Below are 18,951 nucleotides of genomic sequence, written 5' to 3' on the forward strand. Positions count from 1 at the left end.
GGTTATAGCTCTACGACAACCGCCTTGGACGAACGGGTCGCTTTGGCCCGTGCCGCTTCAATCGACTCATCCCGGGCCAGTGCCACGCCCATGCGGCGCTGGCCATTGACCTCGGGCTTGCCGAACAGACGCAAGGCGGTATCCGGCTCGCTCAGGGCCGCTCCCAGGTTGGAGAACGCGGTGCGGGTCGACTGCCCTTCCACCAGAATCACTGCCGAAGCCGAGGGTCCGAACTGACGGATCAACGGGATCGGCAACCCCAGAATCGCCCGCGCATGCAGCGCGAACTGCGACAAATCCTGCGAAATCAGGGTCACCAGACCTGTGTCATGGGGGCGCGGCGAAACTTCGCTGAACCACACTTGATCGCCCTTGATGAACAGCTCGACTCCAAACAGACCACGGCCACCCAGCGCCTCGGTAACGGCCTTGGCCACACGCTCAGACTCAGCCAGTGCAATCGGGCTCATGGCCTGGGGCTGCCAGGACTCCTGGTAATCGCCCTTCTCCTGGCGGTGACCAACCGGGGCGCAGAACGTGGTGCCGCCGATATGGCGTACGGTGAGCAAGGTGATTTCGTAATCGAAGTCGATAAAGCCCTCGATGATGACCCGACCCTTGCCCGCCCGTCCGCCTTCCTGAGCGTAGTCCCAGGCGGTTTTCACATCGTCGGCACTGCGCAGCAGGCTCTGGCCTTTACCCGACGAGCTCATGACCGGCTTGACCACACACGGGAAACCGAGATCCTGCACCGCTTTGCTGTAATCCTCGAAGGTGTCGGCAAAGTGGTACGGCGAAGTTGGCAGGTCCAGCTCTTCAGCCGCCAGACGGCGAATGCCTTCGCGGTTCATGGTCAGCGAGGTCGCACGGGCCGTAGGGATCACGGTAAAGCCTTCAGCTTCCAGCTCGACCAGGGTCGCGGTGGCGATGGCTTCGATTTCCGGAACGATAAAATGCGGCTTTTCCAGCTCGATCACGGCACGCAGGGCAGCACCATCCAGCATGTTGATCACGTGGCTACGGTGCGCCACCTGCATGGCCGGGGCGTTGGCGTAGCGATCGACAGCGATGACTTCGACCCCCAGACGCTGCAATTCGATGACGACTTCCTTGCCTAGCTCGCCGCAGCCACACAACATTACGCGGGTCGCGGTAGGCGACAGTGGAGTTCCGATACGGGTCATTTCAGGTCCTCAAGGAAGCAAATCATCGAAGGCGCTCGCAACGCTTGCGCCTGCTGGGAAGAAAGGCCGGCATTTTACATGATCCGCGAGCGCTCAGCGGCTTTGCGCAGACGCCAGGCCATGGCCAGCCATACGCAGGTGACACCGGCGAACTTGGAGGCCATGGCAGTGAGGATCACGCCAGGGGTAAAGGCGTCGATCATGCCGAAAAAGATAAAGGTATCGAGGGGGATGCTCAGCGCAGAGCTGATCCACAACCGGTCATGCAACGGGCGCTTGGTGATGGAGAACACCAGCCAGTCAATACACTCCGATACAGCGAACGCGGTAGCGCTGGCCAGGGCAATAGAGGGATCAGAGGTGACGTACGACAGCACCAGCGCCGCCAGCATGGCCAGAATGGCGCCGTGGCCGAAGCGGATTTGCACCATGTCCCGCAGCACGAACACCAGCCCGCCCCAGGCCGACCAGATGATATCGAGGTGCGGCGCCGTCGAAAACGCGTAGTTGATCAGCACGACGCTGGCGATATAAGCGATTAGAAACAACATGGGACCTGGTGATACCTCTGAATAAGGCGCACAGGGTACTTGAGTCATGCCTGATTTTGTAGCGTGTACACCGAGGCTGGACAGTTCGACCGCGGGAGCCGGCTTGCCGGGGATTTACAGCCCCGCAGTCAGCCTCGAAGTGCCCATTGCCTGCATCCCGGGCAAGCCAGCGCCCACAGGGTGTATCGCAGCCTGCGGCAGGGACTACAGGCTGCCCACCGTCCACACCATGCCACTGGATTTCGCGCGCTCATGACACAACGCCAGCACCTCACGGCGCTCAGGATTGGTCATGCGGCTCCAACGGGTAATTTCGGCCACCGAACGCTGGCAGCCGGTGCACAGATCATCGTCGTCCAGCGCGCAAATATTCACGCAGGGTGAGGCCACCGGGCGTTCTGTATCACTCATTATTCTTGCACCTGCAAGTCACGGGCATAACGCTGGCCGTTGTGCACATAGTGCGCCGCACTGGCTTCCAGCAGTTTTTTCTGCTCGTCGGTGAGGTCGCGCACCACTTTGCCGGGCGAGCCCATGACCAGCGAACCATCGGGGATTTCCTTGCCCTCACCGATCAGCGAATTGGCGCCGATGATGCAATGCTTGCCGATTTTTGCGCCATTGAGGATCACCGCGTTGATACCGATCAGGCTGTAGTCACCCACAGTGCAGCCATGCAGCATGGCGTTATGGCCAATGGTCACACCGGTGCCCAGGGTCAATGGGTAGCCCATGTCGGTGTGCATGACGGCGCCATCCTGCACGTTGCTGTTTTTACCGATCAGGATCAGTTCGTTGTCGCCACGCAACACAGCGTTAAACCAGACGCTGGCACCCTCTTGCAGCCGTACCTTGCCGATCAGGGTGGCGTTGGGGGCCGTCCAGCTGTCGGGATGGGTTTCGACGAGCGAGTCGCCCAAGCGATATTTCATGGGAGTGTCCTCAAGGCTGAGCGGCTGTCTGCTGACAGCTCTAAATATTGATAAAGCGTTCAGGCGGAGTATGCAGGCTGATATTGACGTCGTCGTAGAGCAGGTTCATCAGCTCGACGATCATGATCGCCGTCAGCCCCCAGATCTTGTACACCCCAAAACGGTAACTCGGCACATACCAGCTGCGGCCCTGGTAATCGATGCGGTGGGTATGCTCGCGCGGGTCCTGGCGGAAGAACTCCAGCGGCACGCTGAACACCGCAGCGATCTCGGCATCGTTGGCCAGATACTCAACGTAGTCAGGTACCAGTCCGACATAGGGGGTTACGCGAATACCGTGCAACGAGATCAAGGGGCTGAGGGGACCGATCACCTCCACCAGGCCCGGCGGCAGGCCGATCTCTTCTTCGGCCTCACGCAGAGCGGTAAAGATCAGATCCGGGTCTTCAGGATCGCGCCGCCCGCCTGGGAAAGCCACCTCACCACCATGGGTCGACAGCCCGCTGGCACGCAGGGTCAGAATCAGTTCGGGTTCAGCACTGCGCGTCACCGGCAGCAATACTGCCGCCTCGGGAAAATGCCGATCTGTTTCCAGAGTCCGTGGGGTATAGCGGCTCACACGGCCAAGCAGCTCGTCCAGCATAGGTCATCTCGATCCGTCACTTATCGGGCATCATGCACCAAATCGCACCGGGCACCCAAGCCCCGCAGTGTCGCAGCAACCACCGCGGCACTTGCCGCCAGCCCGACTCAGCCTCAAGATAAGCGCCTTATCAGAGAACCCAGCATGAAATTTTGCAGCCAGTGCGGTCATTCTGTCAGCCAGCATATCCCGCAAGGCGATTCGCGCCTGCGCTATGTCTGCGACCACTGCCAGACCATTCATTATCAGAACCCCAATATTGTTGCCGGGTGCCTGCCCACCTGGGGCACTCAGGTGCTGCTGTGCCGACGCGCCATCGAGCCGCGCAAAGGGTACTGGACACTGCCTGCCGGTTTTATGGAAAACGGCGAGACCGTTGAACAGGCCGCTCGCCGCGAAACCCTCGAGGAAGCCTGTGCCAAGGTCGAAAACCTGGCTATCTATACCCTGATCGATGTACCCCACATCAACCAGGTACATGTGTTCTACCGCGCCGAGCTGCTGACCCCGGACTTTGCCGCAGGTGAAGAAAGCCTTGAGGTGCGGCTTTTCGATGAAGCCGACATCCCTTGGTCAGAGCTGGCTTTTCGCACGGTCAGCCGTACCTTAGAATGCTTTTTCGCCGACCGCCCGGGTAACCTCTACCCCGTACGCAGCGAGGCCGTGGCGCCTCTGGCCGGCCTGACCAAACCCCAACAATAATGTTGTTTGCCGTGTAATTCAGGAATATCCCTCTAATGCGTTGGTTGCTCGCTGCCCTCTGCCTGTCGTTTGCTGTTACTTGCCAAGCTTCCGTTTTCATTACCGTGAATGGCAAACCCGTCGATAAAAATCAGGTCCTCAAACCGGCCCAGTCAACACAGACGATCAAAGCCGGGCAAAAAATCGAAAAAATCCTGGTGCTCAAGTCGGCCCGCAAGCTGCAGCTGATCAGCGATGGCAAACCGATCAAGAGCTACCGCATTTCATTGGGCAAACAACCCAAGGGGCCAAAACTGCAGGAGGGCGACAAACGCACCCCGGAGGGCCTTTACTGGGTCGACTGGCGCAAAAAAAGCGACAAGTTCAACCTGGCGATGCATATCAACTACCCCAACGTCAGTGACGCGGCCCAAGCCCGGCGCCAAGGCCTGAACCCCGGGTCGATGATCATGATCCACGGTACGCCGGACTCCGAAGAGAATCCCGAAGAGCTGTTCCATACCCTGGACTGGACCGATGGCTGTATCGCGATGAAAAACTACGAAATGCGTGAAGTCTGGAGCCTGGTCAAGGACGGCACTCTGGTTGAAATCCGGCCTTAAGCAAAAATAAATTACCTTTTGTCCCCGTTACGCCCTCCCGCCTACTCCTAATACCTTTACCTGTCGCCGGGCCCGAACGGGCCCGCAGCATCTCGGCGCCTTCAGCGCACTCCTAATACCACTTAAACACCACATAAAATCACAACGGCCAAACACCCTGTTTTCGGCGGGAAATACGCCTGTGCATGCGTTGACTTGGTATTGAAGTGGTATTACTTTCGCGCCATTACCGGGCGACAAAACTCCAATAACCGCATCGGATCCACCACCATGAACAGCCCTATGACCACCCTCGCCGACCTGCGCCCGGATGACCGTCTGGCCACGCCGTTGTACCTGCAACTGGCCCGCAACCTGGAGTCCGCGATCCATGCCGGGGTCTGGAAAGCCGAGCAGGCGCTGCCTTCGGAGCGCAGCCTGAGCGAACAACTGGGCCTGTCTCGCGTCACGGCCCGCAAAGCCCTGGAAATTCTCTTCGAACAAGGCCTGATCCGCCGCAGCCAGGGCTCCGGAACCTTCATCACCCCGCGCCTTGAGCAACCCTTGTCGCGGCTGTCCAGTTTCAGCGAAATGCTCCGGCTCAAGGGCTTCGTACCTGGCTCTCAGTGGTTACAGCGGGAAATCACCCAGCCGACCCATGAAGAGCTGATCCGCCTGGCGCTGTCCCCCACGGATAAAGTCGCGCGCCTCAAGCGCCTGCGCAAAGCCGATGACACGGTCATGGCCATCGAAATGAGCGCCCTGCCCGCTTCCCTGATCCCGCAGCCGCAGGTGCTTGGCGACTCGCTCTACGAGTATCTGGACAGCATCGGCAAACCGGTGGTCCGCGCCCTGCAACATATTCAGGCGATCAACGCCAGCGCAGAGTTTGCCGCCCTGGTGGGGATCGAACCCGGGGCCGCCATGCTGCTGATGACCCGGGTCGGCTACCTCGAAGACAACACCCCCATCGAAGTCACCGATACCTACTGCCGTAACGATTTCTACGATTTTGTGGCCGAACTGCGCCGCTGACCCGACAACACCCCCGGAGGGCTGTACATGTCCGAAGACAACATCCTCACGCCCCAAGGCTGGGTCCGCGGCCGCCTGCTGCACGAGAACGGCAAAGTCCTCGGCATCCAGGGCAGCCCTTGTGACCCGGCCGACAACGACTTGCCTTACCTGCTGCCCGGTTTTATCGACCTGCATGTGCACGGCGGCGGCGGCAAAGACATCATGCAAGGCGCACCGGCCTTCGACACCATCGCCCGCACCCACTTGCGCTTCGGCACCACGGCAATGCTGGCCACCACCATGACCGCGCCGAATCACGAGATCAGCCGCGTGCTCGGTGCCCTCGGCGAGTTTTGTCAGCAACGGCCGGCCGGCTGCGCCCGGGTACTGGGGGTGCATCTCGAAGGCCCGTTTATCAACCCCGGCAAACTCGGCGCTCAACCTAACTTCGCCCATACCGCGCTGATGGCCGAAGTCGAGGATTACCTGAGTCTGGCGCCGATCAAAGTCATCACCATCGCCCCTGAAATCGCCGGCCATATCGAATTGATCGGCGCCCTGAGCGCCCGGGGCATTCGCATGCAGCTGGGGCATACCCTGGGCAGTTATGAAGAAGGCGTGGCCGCACTGGATGCGGGCGCCACCAGCTTCACCCATTTGTATAACGCCATGAGCCCGCTGCATCACCGCGAGCCCGGCATTCTGGGTGCCGCCCTGGCCCATGCGCGTTTTGCCGAACTGATCCCCGACTTGCTCCACGTGCATCCCGGCGCCATTCGCGCAGCCTTGCGTGCGATTCCGTGCCTGTATTGCGTCACCGACTCCACTGCAGCCACCGGCATGCCCGATGGCGAATACCAACTGGGCAGCCACACCGTCACCAAATGCCTGGGCGGCGTACGCCTGGCAGACGGCACGCTGGCGGGCAGCACGCTGACCATGGATCAGGCACTGCGCAACCTGGTGAAAATCGGCCTGCCACTGGCCGAAGCCTCGCAACGCCTGTCGCAGTACCCGGCCGACTACCTCGGCATTACCGAACGCGGGCGTTTGCAGCCCGGTAGCTGGGCCGACTGCGTGCGCCTGGACCGTTCATTGAATCTCACCGCTGTCATGGTCGAAGGGGAAGCACTTGTCTTCTAACAAGCCGTCAAAAATGCTGGAAGAGGCCCGGTCCGCGAGCGAAGCGGTGGAACGTCAACTGTTCAACCTGGAGTCGCGCCTGATCGACCTTGCCCGCGACCTGCGGGCCAGCCCGCCCGACGTAGCCATGACCCTGGCCCGTGGCAGCTCCGACCATGCCGCCAGTTACTTTGCCTATCTGACCATGCAGCATGTGGGCGTGCCCGTGGCGTCGTTGCCGATGTCAGTGGTGACCTTGCGCCAGTCCCCGCTGCGGGTGCAGGGCCAGGCGGTATTTGCCTTTTCCCAGTCCGGCCAGAGCCCCGACATCATCGACAGCCTGAGCCTGTTGCGTGAACGCGGGGCGCTGAGCGTGGCGCTGGTGAATGCCGAAAACACACCACTGGAAGCCGCCTGCGCCTACAGCTTGCCCTTGTGTGCCGGCGCCGAAATCAGCGTCGCAGCCACTAAAAGCTTTATCGCCACCTTGAGTGCCGGTGCCCGCCTGGTTGCGCACTGGGCCAATGATAAAGCCCTGCTTGAGGCCGGCCACCTGCTGCCCGCCGACTTGCGCGACGCCTGCACCCAGGACTGGAGCAAAGCCATCGAGACCTTGCGCGATGCCCAGCGATTGCTGGTGATCGGCCGGGGCGCGGGCTTTGCCATCGCCCAGGAAGCCGCGCTCAAATTCAAGGAAACCTCGACCCTGCAGGCCGAAGCCTTCAGCAGTGCCGAAGTGCGCCACGGCCCGATGGCCCTGATCGAAGAAGACTACCCGCTGCTGATTTTCGCCCCTCGGGGTGTGGAACAGGCGGGCTTGCTGACCCTGGCCCGTGACATGCGCCAGCGCGGCGCCCGGGTGCTGCTGGCGGCCCCGGATGATGTGGCCGAGCGCGACCTGACGTTGAGCCAGGCGGCACACCCGGATCTGGACCCGATCCTGGCCATTCAAAGTTTCTACGTGATGGCTGCGGGTCTGGCCGAGGCCCGGGGGCTGGACCCGGATCAGCCACGGTTCCTGAGCAAAGTGACCCGTACCCACTGAGTTGTCTTCCCCCGCAGGTTTAATGAGTATCGCGCCATGCACAATAATAAAAAGCTCACCCTCAGTGCGCCGCTCAGCGGGCCGATCATCAAACTCGCCCTGGTGCCGGATGAAGTATTTTCCAGCGGCGTAATGGGCGACGGGATTGCCATCGACCCATTGAACGACTGTTTGTATGCGCCCTGTGACGGGGTGATCGTGCACGTGGCCAAGACCGCCCATGCCCTGACCCTGCGTGCCGATAATGGCGCCGAGGTGCTTTTGCATGTGGGGCTGGACACCTTTGATCTACAGGGCGAAGGTTTTCAACTGCTGGTGGAAAACGGCGAGCAGATCAGCAACGGCCAGCCCCTGGTACGCTTCGACCCCGATTACATCGCCCAGCGCTGCACCAGCCTGATCAGCCTGCTGGTGCTGACCAATGGCGATCGGTTCGCGCTGCAACTGCTGCAACACGACACCGCCGTGGCCGGCGAGCCACTGCTGCAGATAGCCGCGCGCCAGATCGAGGCCGCCGTTACCGCGACCGACAGTTCTCAGGGGCAGGCACAAGGCAGCGTGCGCATAACTCACCACGGTGGCCTGCATGCACGTCCGGCTGCGCTGATACGGCAAACAGCACTGGGTTTCAAAAGCACTTGCCGGCTGCACATCGGCGCCAATTCGGCTCCGTGCGACAGTATTGTCCGGCTGCTGGCCCTGGGCATCAGCGAGCACGATGAAGTTCAAGTCAGCTGTGCCGGCGAGGATGCCGACGCCGCGCTGCAGGCCATTCTGGCCGCACTGGCCAAAGATCAGGTCAGACCGGCCGCCACCACGCTGAAAATGCTGCCGGCCGTCGCTCGCCCCATCAATCAAGAAGGACAATTGAACGGAGTGAGTGCGGCCCCCGGCCTAGCCAGTGGTGCGCTGTATTTTTTAAGCACCGTGCAACTGCCACCCGACCTCGGCAATCACCTCCCCGAGGAGCAAATGCAGGCGCTGCATTCGGCGCTGGAGCAGGTGCGCGCCGAGATCCGCCTGACCCTGATCCAGGCCCGGGCCGAGGGCAACCTCGACGAAGAAGCCATTTTCGACACTCACCTGGCCTTGCTCGAAGACAGCGAGCTGCTGCAGGCCAGCCACGGCGCCATCGCCCAGGGCCGCAATGCGGCCCACGCCTGGAGTGATGCAATCGAGCAGCAATGCGCGATTCTGCAACAACTGGGCAATACCTTGCTGGCTGAACGCTCCAACGACTTGCATGACCTGCAACAACGGGTTCTCAGAGCATTACTGGGGGAAAGTGCCCAGTGCCAGGTGCCGCCCGGAGCCATTGTTGCCGCACACGAGCTGACCCCTTCCGACCTGCTCATGCTCAGCGCACAGCAAGTTGCCGGTTTATGCATGGCCGCAGGGGGGGCCACCTCCCATGTCGCGATTCTGGCCCGGGGCAAAGGCCTGCCTTGCCTGGTGGCCCTGGGCTCAGGGTTGCTGGACTTGCCGGCCGGACAACAGGTGATTCTCGACGCCGACAGCGCCCGCCTGGAACTGAGCCCCGGCGCCGAACGCATCGAACAGGTGCAAAACAGCATTCTCGCCCGTCAGCAACGCTTTGCCCGGCAGCAATTGCACGCCCACGAACCGGCAGTGACCGGTGACGGGCTGCAGATCGAAATTGCCGCCAACGTTGCCTCCAGCCACGAAGCGGCCGGCGCCCATGCCAATGGCGCAGATGGCGTCGGACTGCTGCGCACCGAGTTCCTGTTTGTCGATCGCAGCACTGCTCCCAATGAACAGGAGCAGATTGCGGCCTACCAGGGCGTGGTCGATGCGATGGGTGACAAGCCGGTGATCATTCGCACCATTGATGTGGGCGGCGACAAGCAACTTGATTATCTGCCGCTGCCCGCCGAAGCCAATCCGGTATTGGGCCTGCGCGGCATCCGCCTGGCACAGATGCATCCGCACATCCTCGATCAGCAACTGCGCGCCCTGCTGCAGGTCAGCCCGGTACAACGCTGCCGCATCTTGTTGCCAATGATCACCGAGGTCGACGAGCTGCTGCATATCCGCCGTCGCCTGGAGGCCTTGCGCGGTGAAATGGGCCTGAGCCAGCGCCCGGAACTGGGGGTGATGATTGAAGTGCCGGCAGCGGCCCTGATGGCAGAACAATTGGCCGAGCACGCGGACTTTCTGTCCATCGGCACCAACGACCTGTCGCAGTACACCCTGGCCATGGACCGCGACCATGCAGGGCTGGCCTCACGGGTCGATGCCCTGCATCCGGCGCTGCTGCGCCTGATCGCCCATACCTGTGCCGGTGCGGCAAAGCACGGACGCTGGGTAGGCGTGTGCGGTGCACTGGCCAGCGACCCTCTGGCCACCCCGGTGCTGATCGGCCTGGGGGTTCGCGAGCTGTCGGTCAGCCCGCTGCAAATCGGTGAAATCAAGGCCAGGGTCCGCCAGCTGGACGCCGGAATGTGTCAAACACTGAGCCAGAAACTGCTGAACATGAGCAACGCAAAATCTGTACGCGAGGCCTGTCATCAGTACTGGCCGCTTTCCGACTGACAACAACAAAAACAACGACGGAGAATTTCTCATGTATCAATACTTCATCGAAGGTCTGCAGCGGCTTGGCCGGGCGTTGATGCTGCCGATTGCGATTTTGCCCATTGCCGGGCTGCTACTGCGGCTGGGCGACACCGACTTGCTCAACATCGCAATCATCCACGATGCCGGCAACACGATTTTCGCCAACCTGGCGCTGATCTTCGCCATCGGCATTGCCGTGGGTTTTGCCCGCGACAACAACGGTACTGCGGGCCTGGCCGGGGCCATCGGTTATCTGGTGCTGATCTCGACCCTCAAGGCCCTGGACCCCCATATCAACATGGGCATGCTCGCCGGGATCGTCAGCGGCCTGATGGCCGGGGCGCTGTACAACCGCTTCAAGGACATCAAACTGCCGGAATACCTGGCGTTTTTTGGCGGCCGGCGTTTTGTGCCGATCGTCACCGGGTTTGCCGCCGTAGCCCTGGGGGCCCTGTTCGGCCTGATCTGGCCACCGATTCAGGAAGGCATCAATAGCCTGGGTGTGTTGCTGCTCGAAAGCGGCAGCCTGGGGGCGTTCATTTTTGGCGTGCTGAACCGCATCCTGATCGTCACCGGGTTGCACCATATCCTTAACAATATGGCGTGGTTCGTGTTCGGCAGCTTTACCACCGATGCCGGGCAAGTGGTGACCGGCGACCTGACCCGATACTTCGCGGGCGACCCCAAGGGCGGCCAATTCATGACCGGCATGTTCCCGGTGATGATGTTTGGCCTGCCGGCTGCGTGCCTGGCGATGTACCGCAATGCGTTGCCGGAGCGGCGCAAACTGATGGGCGGGATTTTCCTGTCACTGGCGCTGACCGCGTTTTTGACCGGCGTCACCGAACCCATCGAATTTGCTTTCATGTTCCTCGCGCCCTTCCTCTATCTGTTGCATGCGTTGCTGACCGGGCTGTCGATGGCCATCACCAACCTGCTGAATATCCATTTGGGCTTCACCTTTTCCGGTGGTGCCATCGATATGCTGCTGGGCTGGGGCAAGTCCACCAATGGCTGGATGATCTTTCCCGTCGGGCTGGTCTACTTCGCCATTTATTACCTGGTGTTTGATTACTGCATCCGCCGCTTCAAACTCAAAACCCCGGGCCGTGAAGACAACCCAGTGGCAGAAACCGCCGACCTCACCGAAAACCAGCGGGCTGATGGCTATATCCAGGCGCTGGGTGGCCCGGACAATCTGCTCACCGTCGGCGCCTGCACCACGCGCCTGCGCCTGGAGCTGGCCGATCGCAACAAGGCTCAGGACAGCGAACTCAAGGCGCTGGGCGCCATGGGGGTGATGCGTCCTGGCCGCGCGGGCAGCCTGCAAGTAGTGGTCGGGCCGATGGCCGACAGCATTGCCGATGAAATACGTTTGGCGCTAACCCGGGTCAACCGTTCGCCCGCCGTCAGCAAGGCTCAAGCCCCTGCGGTGGAACCGGCGCACGAGGTCGGGCGCGAGGCCGCCAACAAATGGCTGGGCGCGCTGGGCGGCAGCAGCAATGTATTGCACGTCGAGTGCGTAGCGCTCACCCGCTTGCGGATCAAGCTGGGAGACCAGCGTTCGTTGTCGCAGAGCCAGCTCAAGGCACTGGGCAGCCAGGGCATCAGCCAGCACGCCGATGGCGTTTGGCATGTATTGGTGGGGGAACAGGCGCAGGGGTTGAGCGAAGCGCTGGCGCGATTGATCAGGCCAGATCACGCACGCTGAACGAACTGTAGGAGCGAGCTTGCCTCACGATGGTCTCAATGCGTTTTCTCAGAAACCGCGCATTGTTTGCATCGCGAGGCAAGCTCGCTCCTACAGGTTGGTGTTTGGGGGTTACAAGTCCGCCAGTCGCCACACTTCATAAGCGGGCGTCTCATAGGGGTGACTGTGCTTGAGCGCAGCCACCACCCCATGGATCAGATCATCGGCAACGACCAGCTCAACTTTCCATTCCCCGACATATTCGACCTGACCGGTTTGCCCGATAAACGGCTGACTGCCGTCCAGCGCGCAAAACTGGCCCTGGCCCAATACCTGCCAGGCGCAGTGATCATAGTTGCCGATCCGTCCGCCACCGGCAGCGAATACAGCATCCTTGACCACTTCGACGTGGCTTGGAGGAACGAAGAAGCTGAGCTTGTACATGCCCTTAGTCGACCCACACGCGCGCGTTACGGAACATGCGCAACCAAGGCGCATCTTCGTTCCACTCGTCAGGACGCCACGAGTTCTGCACGGCGCGGAATACCCGCTCCGGGTGCGGCATCATGATAGTCACACGGCCGTCACGGCTGGTGAGACCGGTAATCCCGCGCGGCGAGCCGTTCGGGTTGGCCGGGTAGCTCTCGGTAACCTTGCCGTGGTTGTCGACGAAGCGCAGTGCCACGCAACCCGACAGATCGGCTTGCAGCAGGGCTTCAGGGCTGGCGAACTCGGCATGGCCTTCACCGTGGGCGATGGCGATTGGCATGCGCGAACCGGCCATACCCTGCAGGAAGATCGAGTTCGACTCCTGTACCTGAACCATTGCCACCCGGGCTTCGAACTGCTCGGAACGGTTACGCACAAAGTGCGGCCAGAACTCGCTGCCCGGTACCAGTTCGCTGAGGTTGGACATCATCTGGCAACCGTTGCAAACACCCAGGGTGAAGCTGTCGGTACGTTCGAAGAAGCCCTGGAACGCATCACGTGCACGGGCGTTGAACAGGGCCGACTTGGCCCAGCCTTCACCGGCACCCAGTACGTCACCGTAGGAGAAGCCACCGCACGCAACCATGCCCTTGAAGTCATTGAGGTCGACACGGCCGGCCAGAATGTCGCTCATGTGCACATCGACCGCGTTGAAACCGGCACGGTCAAACGCCGCCGCCATTTCAACCTGGCCGTTGACGCCCTGCTCGCGCAGTACGGCAACCTGTGGGCGAATACCTTTCTTGATATACGGCGCACTGATGTTGGCGTTGACATCAAAGCTCAGCTGAACGCTCAGGCCCGGATTGTCTTCTTCCAGCAGCACGTCGAACTCTTGCTGGGCGCAGTCTGCGTTGTCACGCATACGCTGGATCTGGTAGCTGGTTTCAGCCCACTGACGTTGCAGCAGAGGGCGCTGACCGGCGAAAACGGTCTCGCCATTGAAGGTGATAGTGACGTCTGCACAATTGCGCGGCTGACCGATTACCGACACGCACTCACCCAGGCCGGCGGCGCTGAATTGTGCGAGTACGTCAGCAGTAGAGTCCTGACGCACCTGAACCACCGCACCCAACTCTTCGTTGAACAGGATGGCCGGAATGTCGGCAGCGGTTTCAGCCAGGCCGTCGAGTGCCAGGTTGACACCGCAGTGACCGGCGAACGCCATTTCCATCACGCTGGTCAGCAAACCACCGTCGGAACGGTCATGGTAAGCCAGCAGGTGGCCATCGGCATTCAAGCCCTGGATCACGGCGAAGAAGGCCTTGAGGTCTTCTGCGTCATCCACGTCCGGGGCGTGTTTACCGAGCTTGCCGTAAGTCTGGGCCAGGATCGAGGCGCCCATGCGGTTCTGGCCACGGCCCAGGTCGATCAGGATCAGATCGGTCAGGCCCTTGTCCATGCGCAGCACCGGGGTCATGGTCTGACGCACATCGAGCACCGGAGCAAAACCGGTTACTACCAGCGACAGCGGCGAGGTGACAGTCTTGTCAGTGCCCTCTTCGCTCCAGCGGGTTTGCATCGACATCGAGTCTTTGCCCACTGGAATGGTGATGCCCAGCTCAGGGCACAGCTCCATGCCGACCGCTTTTACGGTGTCGTACAGACGGGCGTCTTCGCCGGGGTGACCCGCCGCGGACATCCAGTTGGCCGACAGTTTGATGTCGCTGATCTTGCCGATCCGCGAAGCCGCGATGTTGGTCAGGGTTTCGCCGATGGCCATACGGCCCGATGCCGGAGCATCCAGCAGTGCCAGCGGAGTACGCTCGCCCATGGCCATGGCTTCACCGGTGTATACGTCAAAGCTGGTGGCGGTGACCGCTACGTCAGCAACCGGCACTTGCCACGGACCTACCATCTGGTCACGGGCTACCAGGCCGGTAATGGTCCGGTCGCCGATGGTGATCAGGAAGCTTTTGCTGGCCACGGCCGGGTGATGCAGTACGCGCTCGACACACTCGCCGATGGCCAGCGTGGACGGATCGAAGTCATCCCCCAGTTCGGCTTCACGGACGGCCGAACGGTGCATGCGCGGCGCCTTGCCCAGCAACACTTCCAGTGGCATGTCCACCGGGTTGTTGCCGAAGTGGCTATCGGTAACCGTCAGCTGCGGTTCGGCAGTGGCTTCACCGACCACGGCAAACGGGCAACGTTCACGTTCGCAGATCGCTTTGAAGCGCTCGAAATCGGCAACGCCCACCGCCATTACATAGCGTTCCTGGGATTCGTTGCTCCAGATTTCGTGCGGGGCCATGCCCGGCTCGTCGTTGGGAATATTGCGCAGTTCGAAACGACCGCCACGCTCACCATCGTTGACCAGTTCCGGGAAGGCATTGGACAGACCGCCTGCGCCCACGTCGTGGATGAAGCTGATGGGGTTTTTGTCGCCCAGTTGCCAGCAACGGTCGATGACCTCTTGGCAACGGCGTTCCATTTCCGGGTTTTCGCGCTGTACCGAAGCGAAGTCCAGATCGGCCGAGCTCGCGCCGGTGGCCATGGAGGAAGCTGCACCGCCACCCAGGCCGATCAGCATTGCCGGGCCGCCCAGCACGATCAGCTTGGAGCCAACGGTGATTTCGGCTTTCTGTACGTGTTCGGCGCGGATGTTGCCCATGCCGCCGGCCAACATGATTGGCTTGTGGTAACCGCGCACTTCTTCGCCACGGGGAGTCGTGATCGACTGCTCGAAGGTACGGAAGTAACCGGTCAGGGCCGGACGGCCGAATTCGTTGTTGAACGCGGCGCCGCCCAGCGGGCCTTCGATCATGATGTCCAGCGCGGTAACGATGCGCTCGGGTTTGCCGTACGGCACTTCCCATGGCTGTTCAAAGCCCGGGATTTGCAGGTTGGATACGGTGAAGCCGGTGAGGCCGGCCTTTGGCTTGGCGCCACGACCGGTAGCACCTTCGTCACGGATCTCGCCACCGGAGCCGGTCGCCGCGCCCGGGAACGGGGCAATGGCGGTCGGGTGGTTGTGGGTCTCAACCTTCATCAAAATATGCACCGGCTCCTGCACCGCGCCGTACTGGCGGGTTTCAGGGTCCGGGAAGAAACGCCCTGCAACGCTGCCGACGATGACCGAAGCGTTGTCCTTATAAGCCGACAACACGCCTTCGCTGTGCATCACGTAGGTGTTCTTGATCATGCCAAACAGGCTTTTATCCTGGCTTTGGCCGTCAATGTCCCAGCTGGCATTGAAGATCTTGTGACGGCAATGCTCGGAGTTGGCCTGGGCGAACATCATCAGTTCGATGTCGTGCGGGTTGCGGCCAAGACCGTTGAACGCATTGACCAGGTAATCGATTTCGTCTTCAGCCAGAGCCAGGCCCAGCTCGACGTTGGCTTTTTCCAGCGCGGCGCGACCGCCGCCCAGCACGTCAATCGCCGTCAGCGGCTTGGGCTCGGCATGGCTGAACAGACCGCAAGCCTGCTCAAGGTTGCCCAGCACGATTTGCGTCATGCGGTCATGCAGTGCCGCTGCAATCAGCTCTGCATCAGCGTCGCTGAACTGACCGGCCACGTAAAACGCAATGCCACGCTCCAGGCGCTGGACTTTAGCCAGGCCACAGTTACGGGCAATGTCGCTGGCCTTACTCGACCAAGGGGAAATGGTGCCGAACCGCGGCAACACCAGGAACAGTCGGCCACTGGGCTCTTGGACCGGCACACTAGGGCCGTACTTCAAGAGACGAGCCAGGACCTGCTGTTCATCGCTGGTCAGCTCACCGGTAACATCGGCGAAGTGGGCGAATTCAGCATACAAACCAGTGACAGCCGGAACCTTCAGGCTCAGTTGTGCAAGGAGTTTGCTGTGGCGAAAGGCAGAAAGGGCAGGAGCGCCGCGCAGGATCAACATCTTCGGGACAGCCTCGGGAGGGGTATGCTTTGAGGCCCGGCATTCTAGCCTAAACCGGCGCTAACGGCACCCGAAACGGCACACCTGACGTGCGCCAAAGGCCGTTAACCGACCAAAGCCTTATTCTTTATAGCTATCAGAGCGTTTGTGGATGGGCGGTCATGATCTTTAAACAGCCCCCGACACCCCATTCCATAAGGGTTTTGTCGTTTTTGGCAGCTGTTATCAGAATGACCGTAAATTGTCGAGATATGGCACCCGTGCTGCTTTGCGTATACTGCGCGAATGTTTTCTCTAACTGCATTCCGCCAGCGTGGAGCCAGATGGCTACTCGTAACCGGACTCTTCCTGATGCTCGGTGCCTGCGTTGAAAAACCCAGTACCCTTGAGCGCGTAAAGGAGGATGGGGTACTGCGGGTGATCACCCGTAACAGCCCAGCCACCTACTTCGAAGATCGCAACGGCGAAACCGGCTTCGAATACGAGCTGGTGAAGCGCTTTGCCGACGATCTGGGCGTCGAACTGAAGATCGAAACAGCCGACAACCTGGACGACATCTTCATACAGCTGGGTAAACCTGACGGTCCCGCTTTAGCTGCTGCCGGTCTGGTCAGCAGCGAGAAACGCCTGCAGCAAGCCAAGTTCTCTCACCCGTACCTTGAAGTCACGCCCCAGATCATCTACCGCAACGGTCAGTCGCGCCCCACCAATGCCGCCGATCTGGTGGGCAAACGCATCATGGTGCTTAAAGGCAGCTCCCACGCCGAGCAACTTGCCGAACTCAAGAAGCAATATCCCGGAATCGAATACGAAGAGTCCGACGCTGTCGAGGTCGTCGACCTGTTGCGCATGGTCGATGAAGGACAGATAGACCTGACCCTGGTCGACTCCAACGAAGTGGCAATGAACCAGGTGTACTTCCCCAACGTTCGCGTGGCCTTTGACCTGGGTGATGCCCGCAGCCAGCGCTGGGCGGTAATGGCCGGTGAAGACAACAGCCTGCTCAACGAGATCAACGCCTACCTGGACAAGGTCGAAAAGAACGGCACCCTGCAACGCTTGAAGGACCGTTACTACGGCCACGTCGACGTACTGGGTTACGTCGGCGCCTATACCTTCGCCCAGCACCTGCAGCAGCGCCTGCCCAAATACGAAAAATTCTTCAAGGATGCGGCCAAAAAGGAACAGGTCGACTGGCGCCTGCTGGCAGCCATGGGCTATCAGGAATCCTTGTGGCAGCCCACCGTCACCTCCAAAACCGGCGTTCGCGGCCTGATGATGCTGACCCAGAACACTGCACAAGCCATGGGCGTGTCCAACCGCTTGGACGCGCAGCAAAGCATCATGGGCGGTGCCAAGTACCTGGCACTGATCAAGAGCGAACTGGACGACGATATCGAAGAGCCTGATCGCACCTGGTTTGCACTGGCGGCCTACAACGTTGGCGGCGGTCACCTGGATGACGCGAGAAAGCTGGCCAAGAAAGAAGGCCTGAACCCGAACAAGTGGCTGGACGTGAAAAAAATGCTGCCTCGCCTTGCGCAGAAGCAGTGGTACAGCAAAACCCGCTATGGCTACGCCCGGGGCGGCGAGCCCGTGCACTTTGTGGCCAACATCCGTCGTTACTACGACATCCTGACATGGGCCACACAGCCACAGCTTGAGGGCGATCAGGCCGCTGACGGCAAGCTGCACATACCGGGTATCAACAAGACCAAGCCTAAAGAAGAGCCGCAGCTTTAAGCCAGCACCGCCAATACCCGTCGAGCCGTGACCGGGTTTAAGCCTTTGCCGCCGCCAGAATCAGCGCCTTCATCTCCGCCACTGCCGACTTGAAGCCAACGAACAGAGCATGTGCCACCAAGGCATGACCAATGTTCAGCTCATTGATGCCCTTGATCGCCGCCACCGCTTCTACGTTGTGGTAGTGCAGGCCATGACCGGCATTAACGATCAGCCCTTGCGCCAGGCCAAATGCCACGCCATCAGCCACCCGCTGTAACTCTTCGGCCACTTCGGTCGGGGTTTGCGCATCGGCATAACGCCCGGTGTGCAACTCGACAGCAGGGGCACCGACGCGTTTTGAAGCCGCAATCTGCCGCTCATCGGCATCGATAAACAACGAGACTTCACAACCTATTTTCGCCAGGCGCTCGACGGCAGCCTTGATCCGCGCTTCTTGCCCGGCAACGTCCAGACCACCTTCGGTAGTCAACTCCTGACGGGTCTCAGGCACCAGACAGACATGGGCCGGGCGAATGCGCTCGGCAAATACCATCATTTCTTCGGTGACGCCCATTTCGAAGTTCATGCGCGTTTGCAGTACATCCTTGAGCAGCAGTACATCACGCTCCTGGATGTGCCGGCGGTCTTCGCGCAAGTGCACGGTGATGCCGTCAGCGCCCGCCTCTTCTGCGTCCAGGGCAGCCTTGACCGGATCAGGGTAACGGGTGCCGCGCGCCTGGCGCAGCGTGGCTACGTGGTCGATATTCACGCCGAGAAGAATGCGGTTACTGGTAGTCACGAGGGCTCTCCTGAAGAGTTGAAGATTCGGCGCACAGC

At 60.8% G+C, this 18,951-nt stretch carries 16 protein-coding genes; 8 read left to right on the top strand and 8 right to left on the bottom strand.

Annotation, left to right across the window (positions count from 1 at the left end):
- Positions 1–2 precede the first annotated feature (2 nt).
- From purT to EQV90_RS08560, 5 genes are all read right to left on the bottom strand, one after another.
- The gene (gene purT, locus EQV90_RS08540) at positions 3–1,184 is read right to left on the bottom strand and encodes a formate-dependent phosphoribosylglycinamide formyltransferase (RefSeq protein WP_003440230.1); all 1,182 of its coding nucleotides are present in this window, start codon (positions 1,182–1,184) and stop codon (positions 3–5) included.
- A 74-nt stretch (positions 1,185–1,258) separates the two neighbouring features.
- Complete coding sequence (locus EQV90_RS08545) at positions 1,259–1,735, bottom strand: VUT family protein (protein ID WP_003440227.1); 477 nt, start codon at positions 1,733–1,735, stop codon at positions 1,259–1,261.
- Between the two features lie 204 nt (positions 1,736–1,939).
- A complete protein-coding gene (locus EQV90_RS08550) occupies positions 1,940–2,146 on the bottom strand; it encodes a DUF1289 domain-containing protein (protein ID WP_003440224.1) in 207 nt (68 codons plus the stop codon).
- Positions 2,146–2,667 (bottom strand): gamma carbonic anhydrase family protein, encoded by a 522-nt coding sequence (locus EQV90_RS08555; protein ID WP_003440222.1) that lies wholly within the window; start codon positions 2,665–2,667, stop codon positions 2,146–2,148. Before EQV90_RS08555 ends, EQV90_RS08550 begins: the two co-directional genes overlap by 1 nt.
- A 40-nt stretch (positions 2,668–2,707) precedes the next feature.
- Complete coding sequence (locus EQV90_RS08560) at positions 2,708–3,310, bottom strand: CoA pyrophosphatase (RefSeq protein ID WP_003440220.1); 603 nt, start codon at positions 3,308–3,310, stop codon at positions 2,708–2,710.
- 144 nt (positions 3,311–3,454) lie between these two features.
- On the opposite strand from EQV90_RS08560, the gene EQV90_RS08565 reads away from it, so the two are divergent.
- From EQV90_RS08565 to nagE, 7 genes are all read left to right on the top strand, one after another.
- A complete protein-coding gene (locus EQV90_RS08565) occupies positions 3,455–4,012 on the top strand; it encodes an NUDIX hydrolase (RefSeq protein ID WP_003440217.1) in 558 nt (185 codons plus the stop codon).
- 35 nt (positions 4,013–4,047) lie between these two features.
- Entirely contained in the window at positions 4,048–4,614 is a 567-nt protein-coding gene (locus EQV90_RS08570) for a L,D-transpeptidase family protein (protein WP_240877980.1), read from the top strand.
- 270 nt (positions 4,615–4,884) lie between these two features.
- A complete protein-coding gene (locus EQV90_RS08575; RefSeq protein WP_178092390.1) occupies positions 4,885–5,628 on the top strand; it encodes a GntR family transcriptional regulator in 744 nt (247 codons plus the stop codon).
- Between the two features lie 27 nt (positions 5,629–5,655).
- A complete protein-coding gene (gene nagA, locus EQV90_RS08580) occupies positions 5,656–6,753 on the top strand; it encodes an N-acetylglucosamine-6-phosphate deacetylase (protein ID WP_003440214.1) in 1,098 nt (365 codons plus the stop codon).
- Positions 6,754–6,766: 13 nt separating this feature from the next.
- Complete coding sequence (locus EQV90_RS08585; protein WP_010655985.1) at positions 6,767–7,777, top strand: SIS domain-containing protein; 1,011 nt, start codon at positions 6,767–6,769, stop codon at positions 7,775–7,777.
- 36 nt (positions 7,778–7,813) lie between these two features.
- Complete coding sequence (ptsP, locus tag EQV90_RS08590; protein ID WP_240877981.1) at positions 7,814–10,330, top strand: phosphoenolpyruvate--protein phosphotransferase; 2,517 nt, start codon at positions 7,814–7,816, stop codon at positions 10,328–10,330.
- A gap of 31 nt (positions 10,331–10,361) precedes the next feature.
- On the top strand, positions 10,362–12,065 hold the full coding sequence (nagE, locus tag EQV90_RS08595; RefSeq protein ID WP_240877982.1) for an N-acetylglucosamine-specific PTS transporter subunit IIBC: 1,704 nt from the start codon (positions 10,362–10,364) through the stop codon (positions 12,063–12,065).
- A 111-nt stretch (positions 12,066–12,176) separates the two neighbouring features.
- On the opposite strand, the gene EQV90_RS08600 is transcribed toward nagE, so the two are convergent.
- Both EQV90_RS08600 and purL read right to left on the bottom strand, forming a co-directional pair.
- A complete protein-coding gene (locus tag EQV90_RS08600) occupies positions 12,177–12,488 on the bottom strand; it encodes a YqfO family protein (RefSeq protein ID WP_003440210.1) in 312 nt (103 codons plus the stop codon).
- A gap of 4 nt (positions 12,489–12,492) precedes the next feature.
- Positions 12,493–16,389, bottom strand: coding sequence for a phosphoribosylformylglycinamidine synthase (gene purL / locus EQV90_RS08605; RefSeq protein WP_240877983.1), 3,897 nt, complete (start codon positions 16,387–16,389; stop codon positions 12,493–12,495).
- A gap of 285 nt (positions 16,390–16,674) precedes the next feature.
- Here purL and mltF point away from each other — a divergent pair, with 285 nt between their 5' ends.
- Positions 16,675–18,132 (top strand): membrane-bound lytic murein transglycosylase MltF, encoded by a 1,458-nt coding sequence (gene mltF / locus EQV90_RS08610; RefSeq protein ID WP_010655989.1) that lies wholly within the window; start codon positions 16,675–16,677, stop codon positions 18,130–18,132.
- A gap of 37 nt (positions 18,133–18,169) precedes the next feature.
- On the opposite strand, the gene pdxJ is transcribed toward mltF, so the two are convergent.
- Positions 18,170–18,913, bottom strand: coding sequence for a pyridoxine 5'-phosphate synthase (gene pdxJ, locus EQV90_RS08615; RefSeq protein ID WP_003440201.1), 744 nt, complete (start codon positions 18,911–18,913; stop codon positions 18,170–18,172).
- Positions 18,914–18,951 lie beyond the last annotated feature (38 nt).

The sequence above is a fragment of the Pseudomonas sp. TMW22089 genome, assembly GCF_022496645.1.
In the GTDB taxonomy this organism is placed as follows: domain Bacteria; phylum Pseudomonadota; class Gammaproteobacteria; order Pseudomonadales; family Pseudomonadaceae; genus Aquipseudomonas; species Aquipseudomonas paraversuta.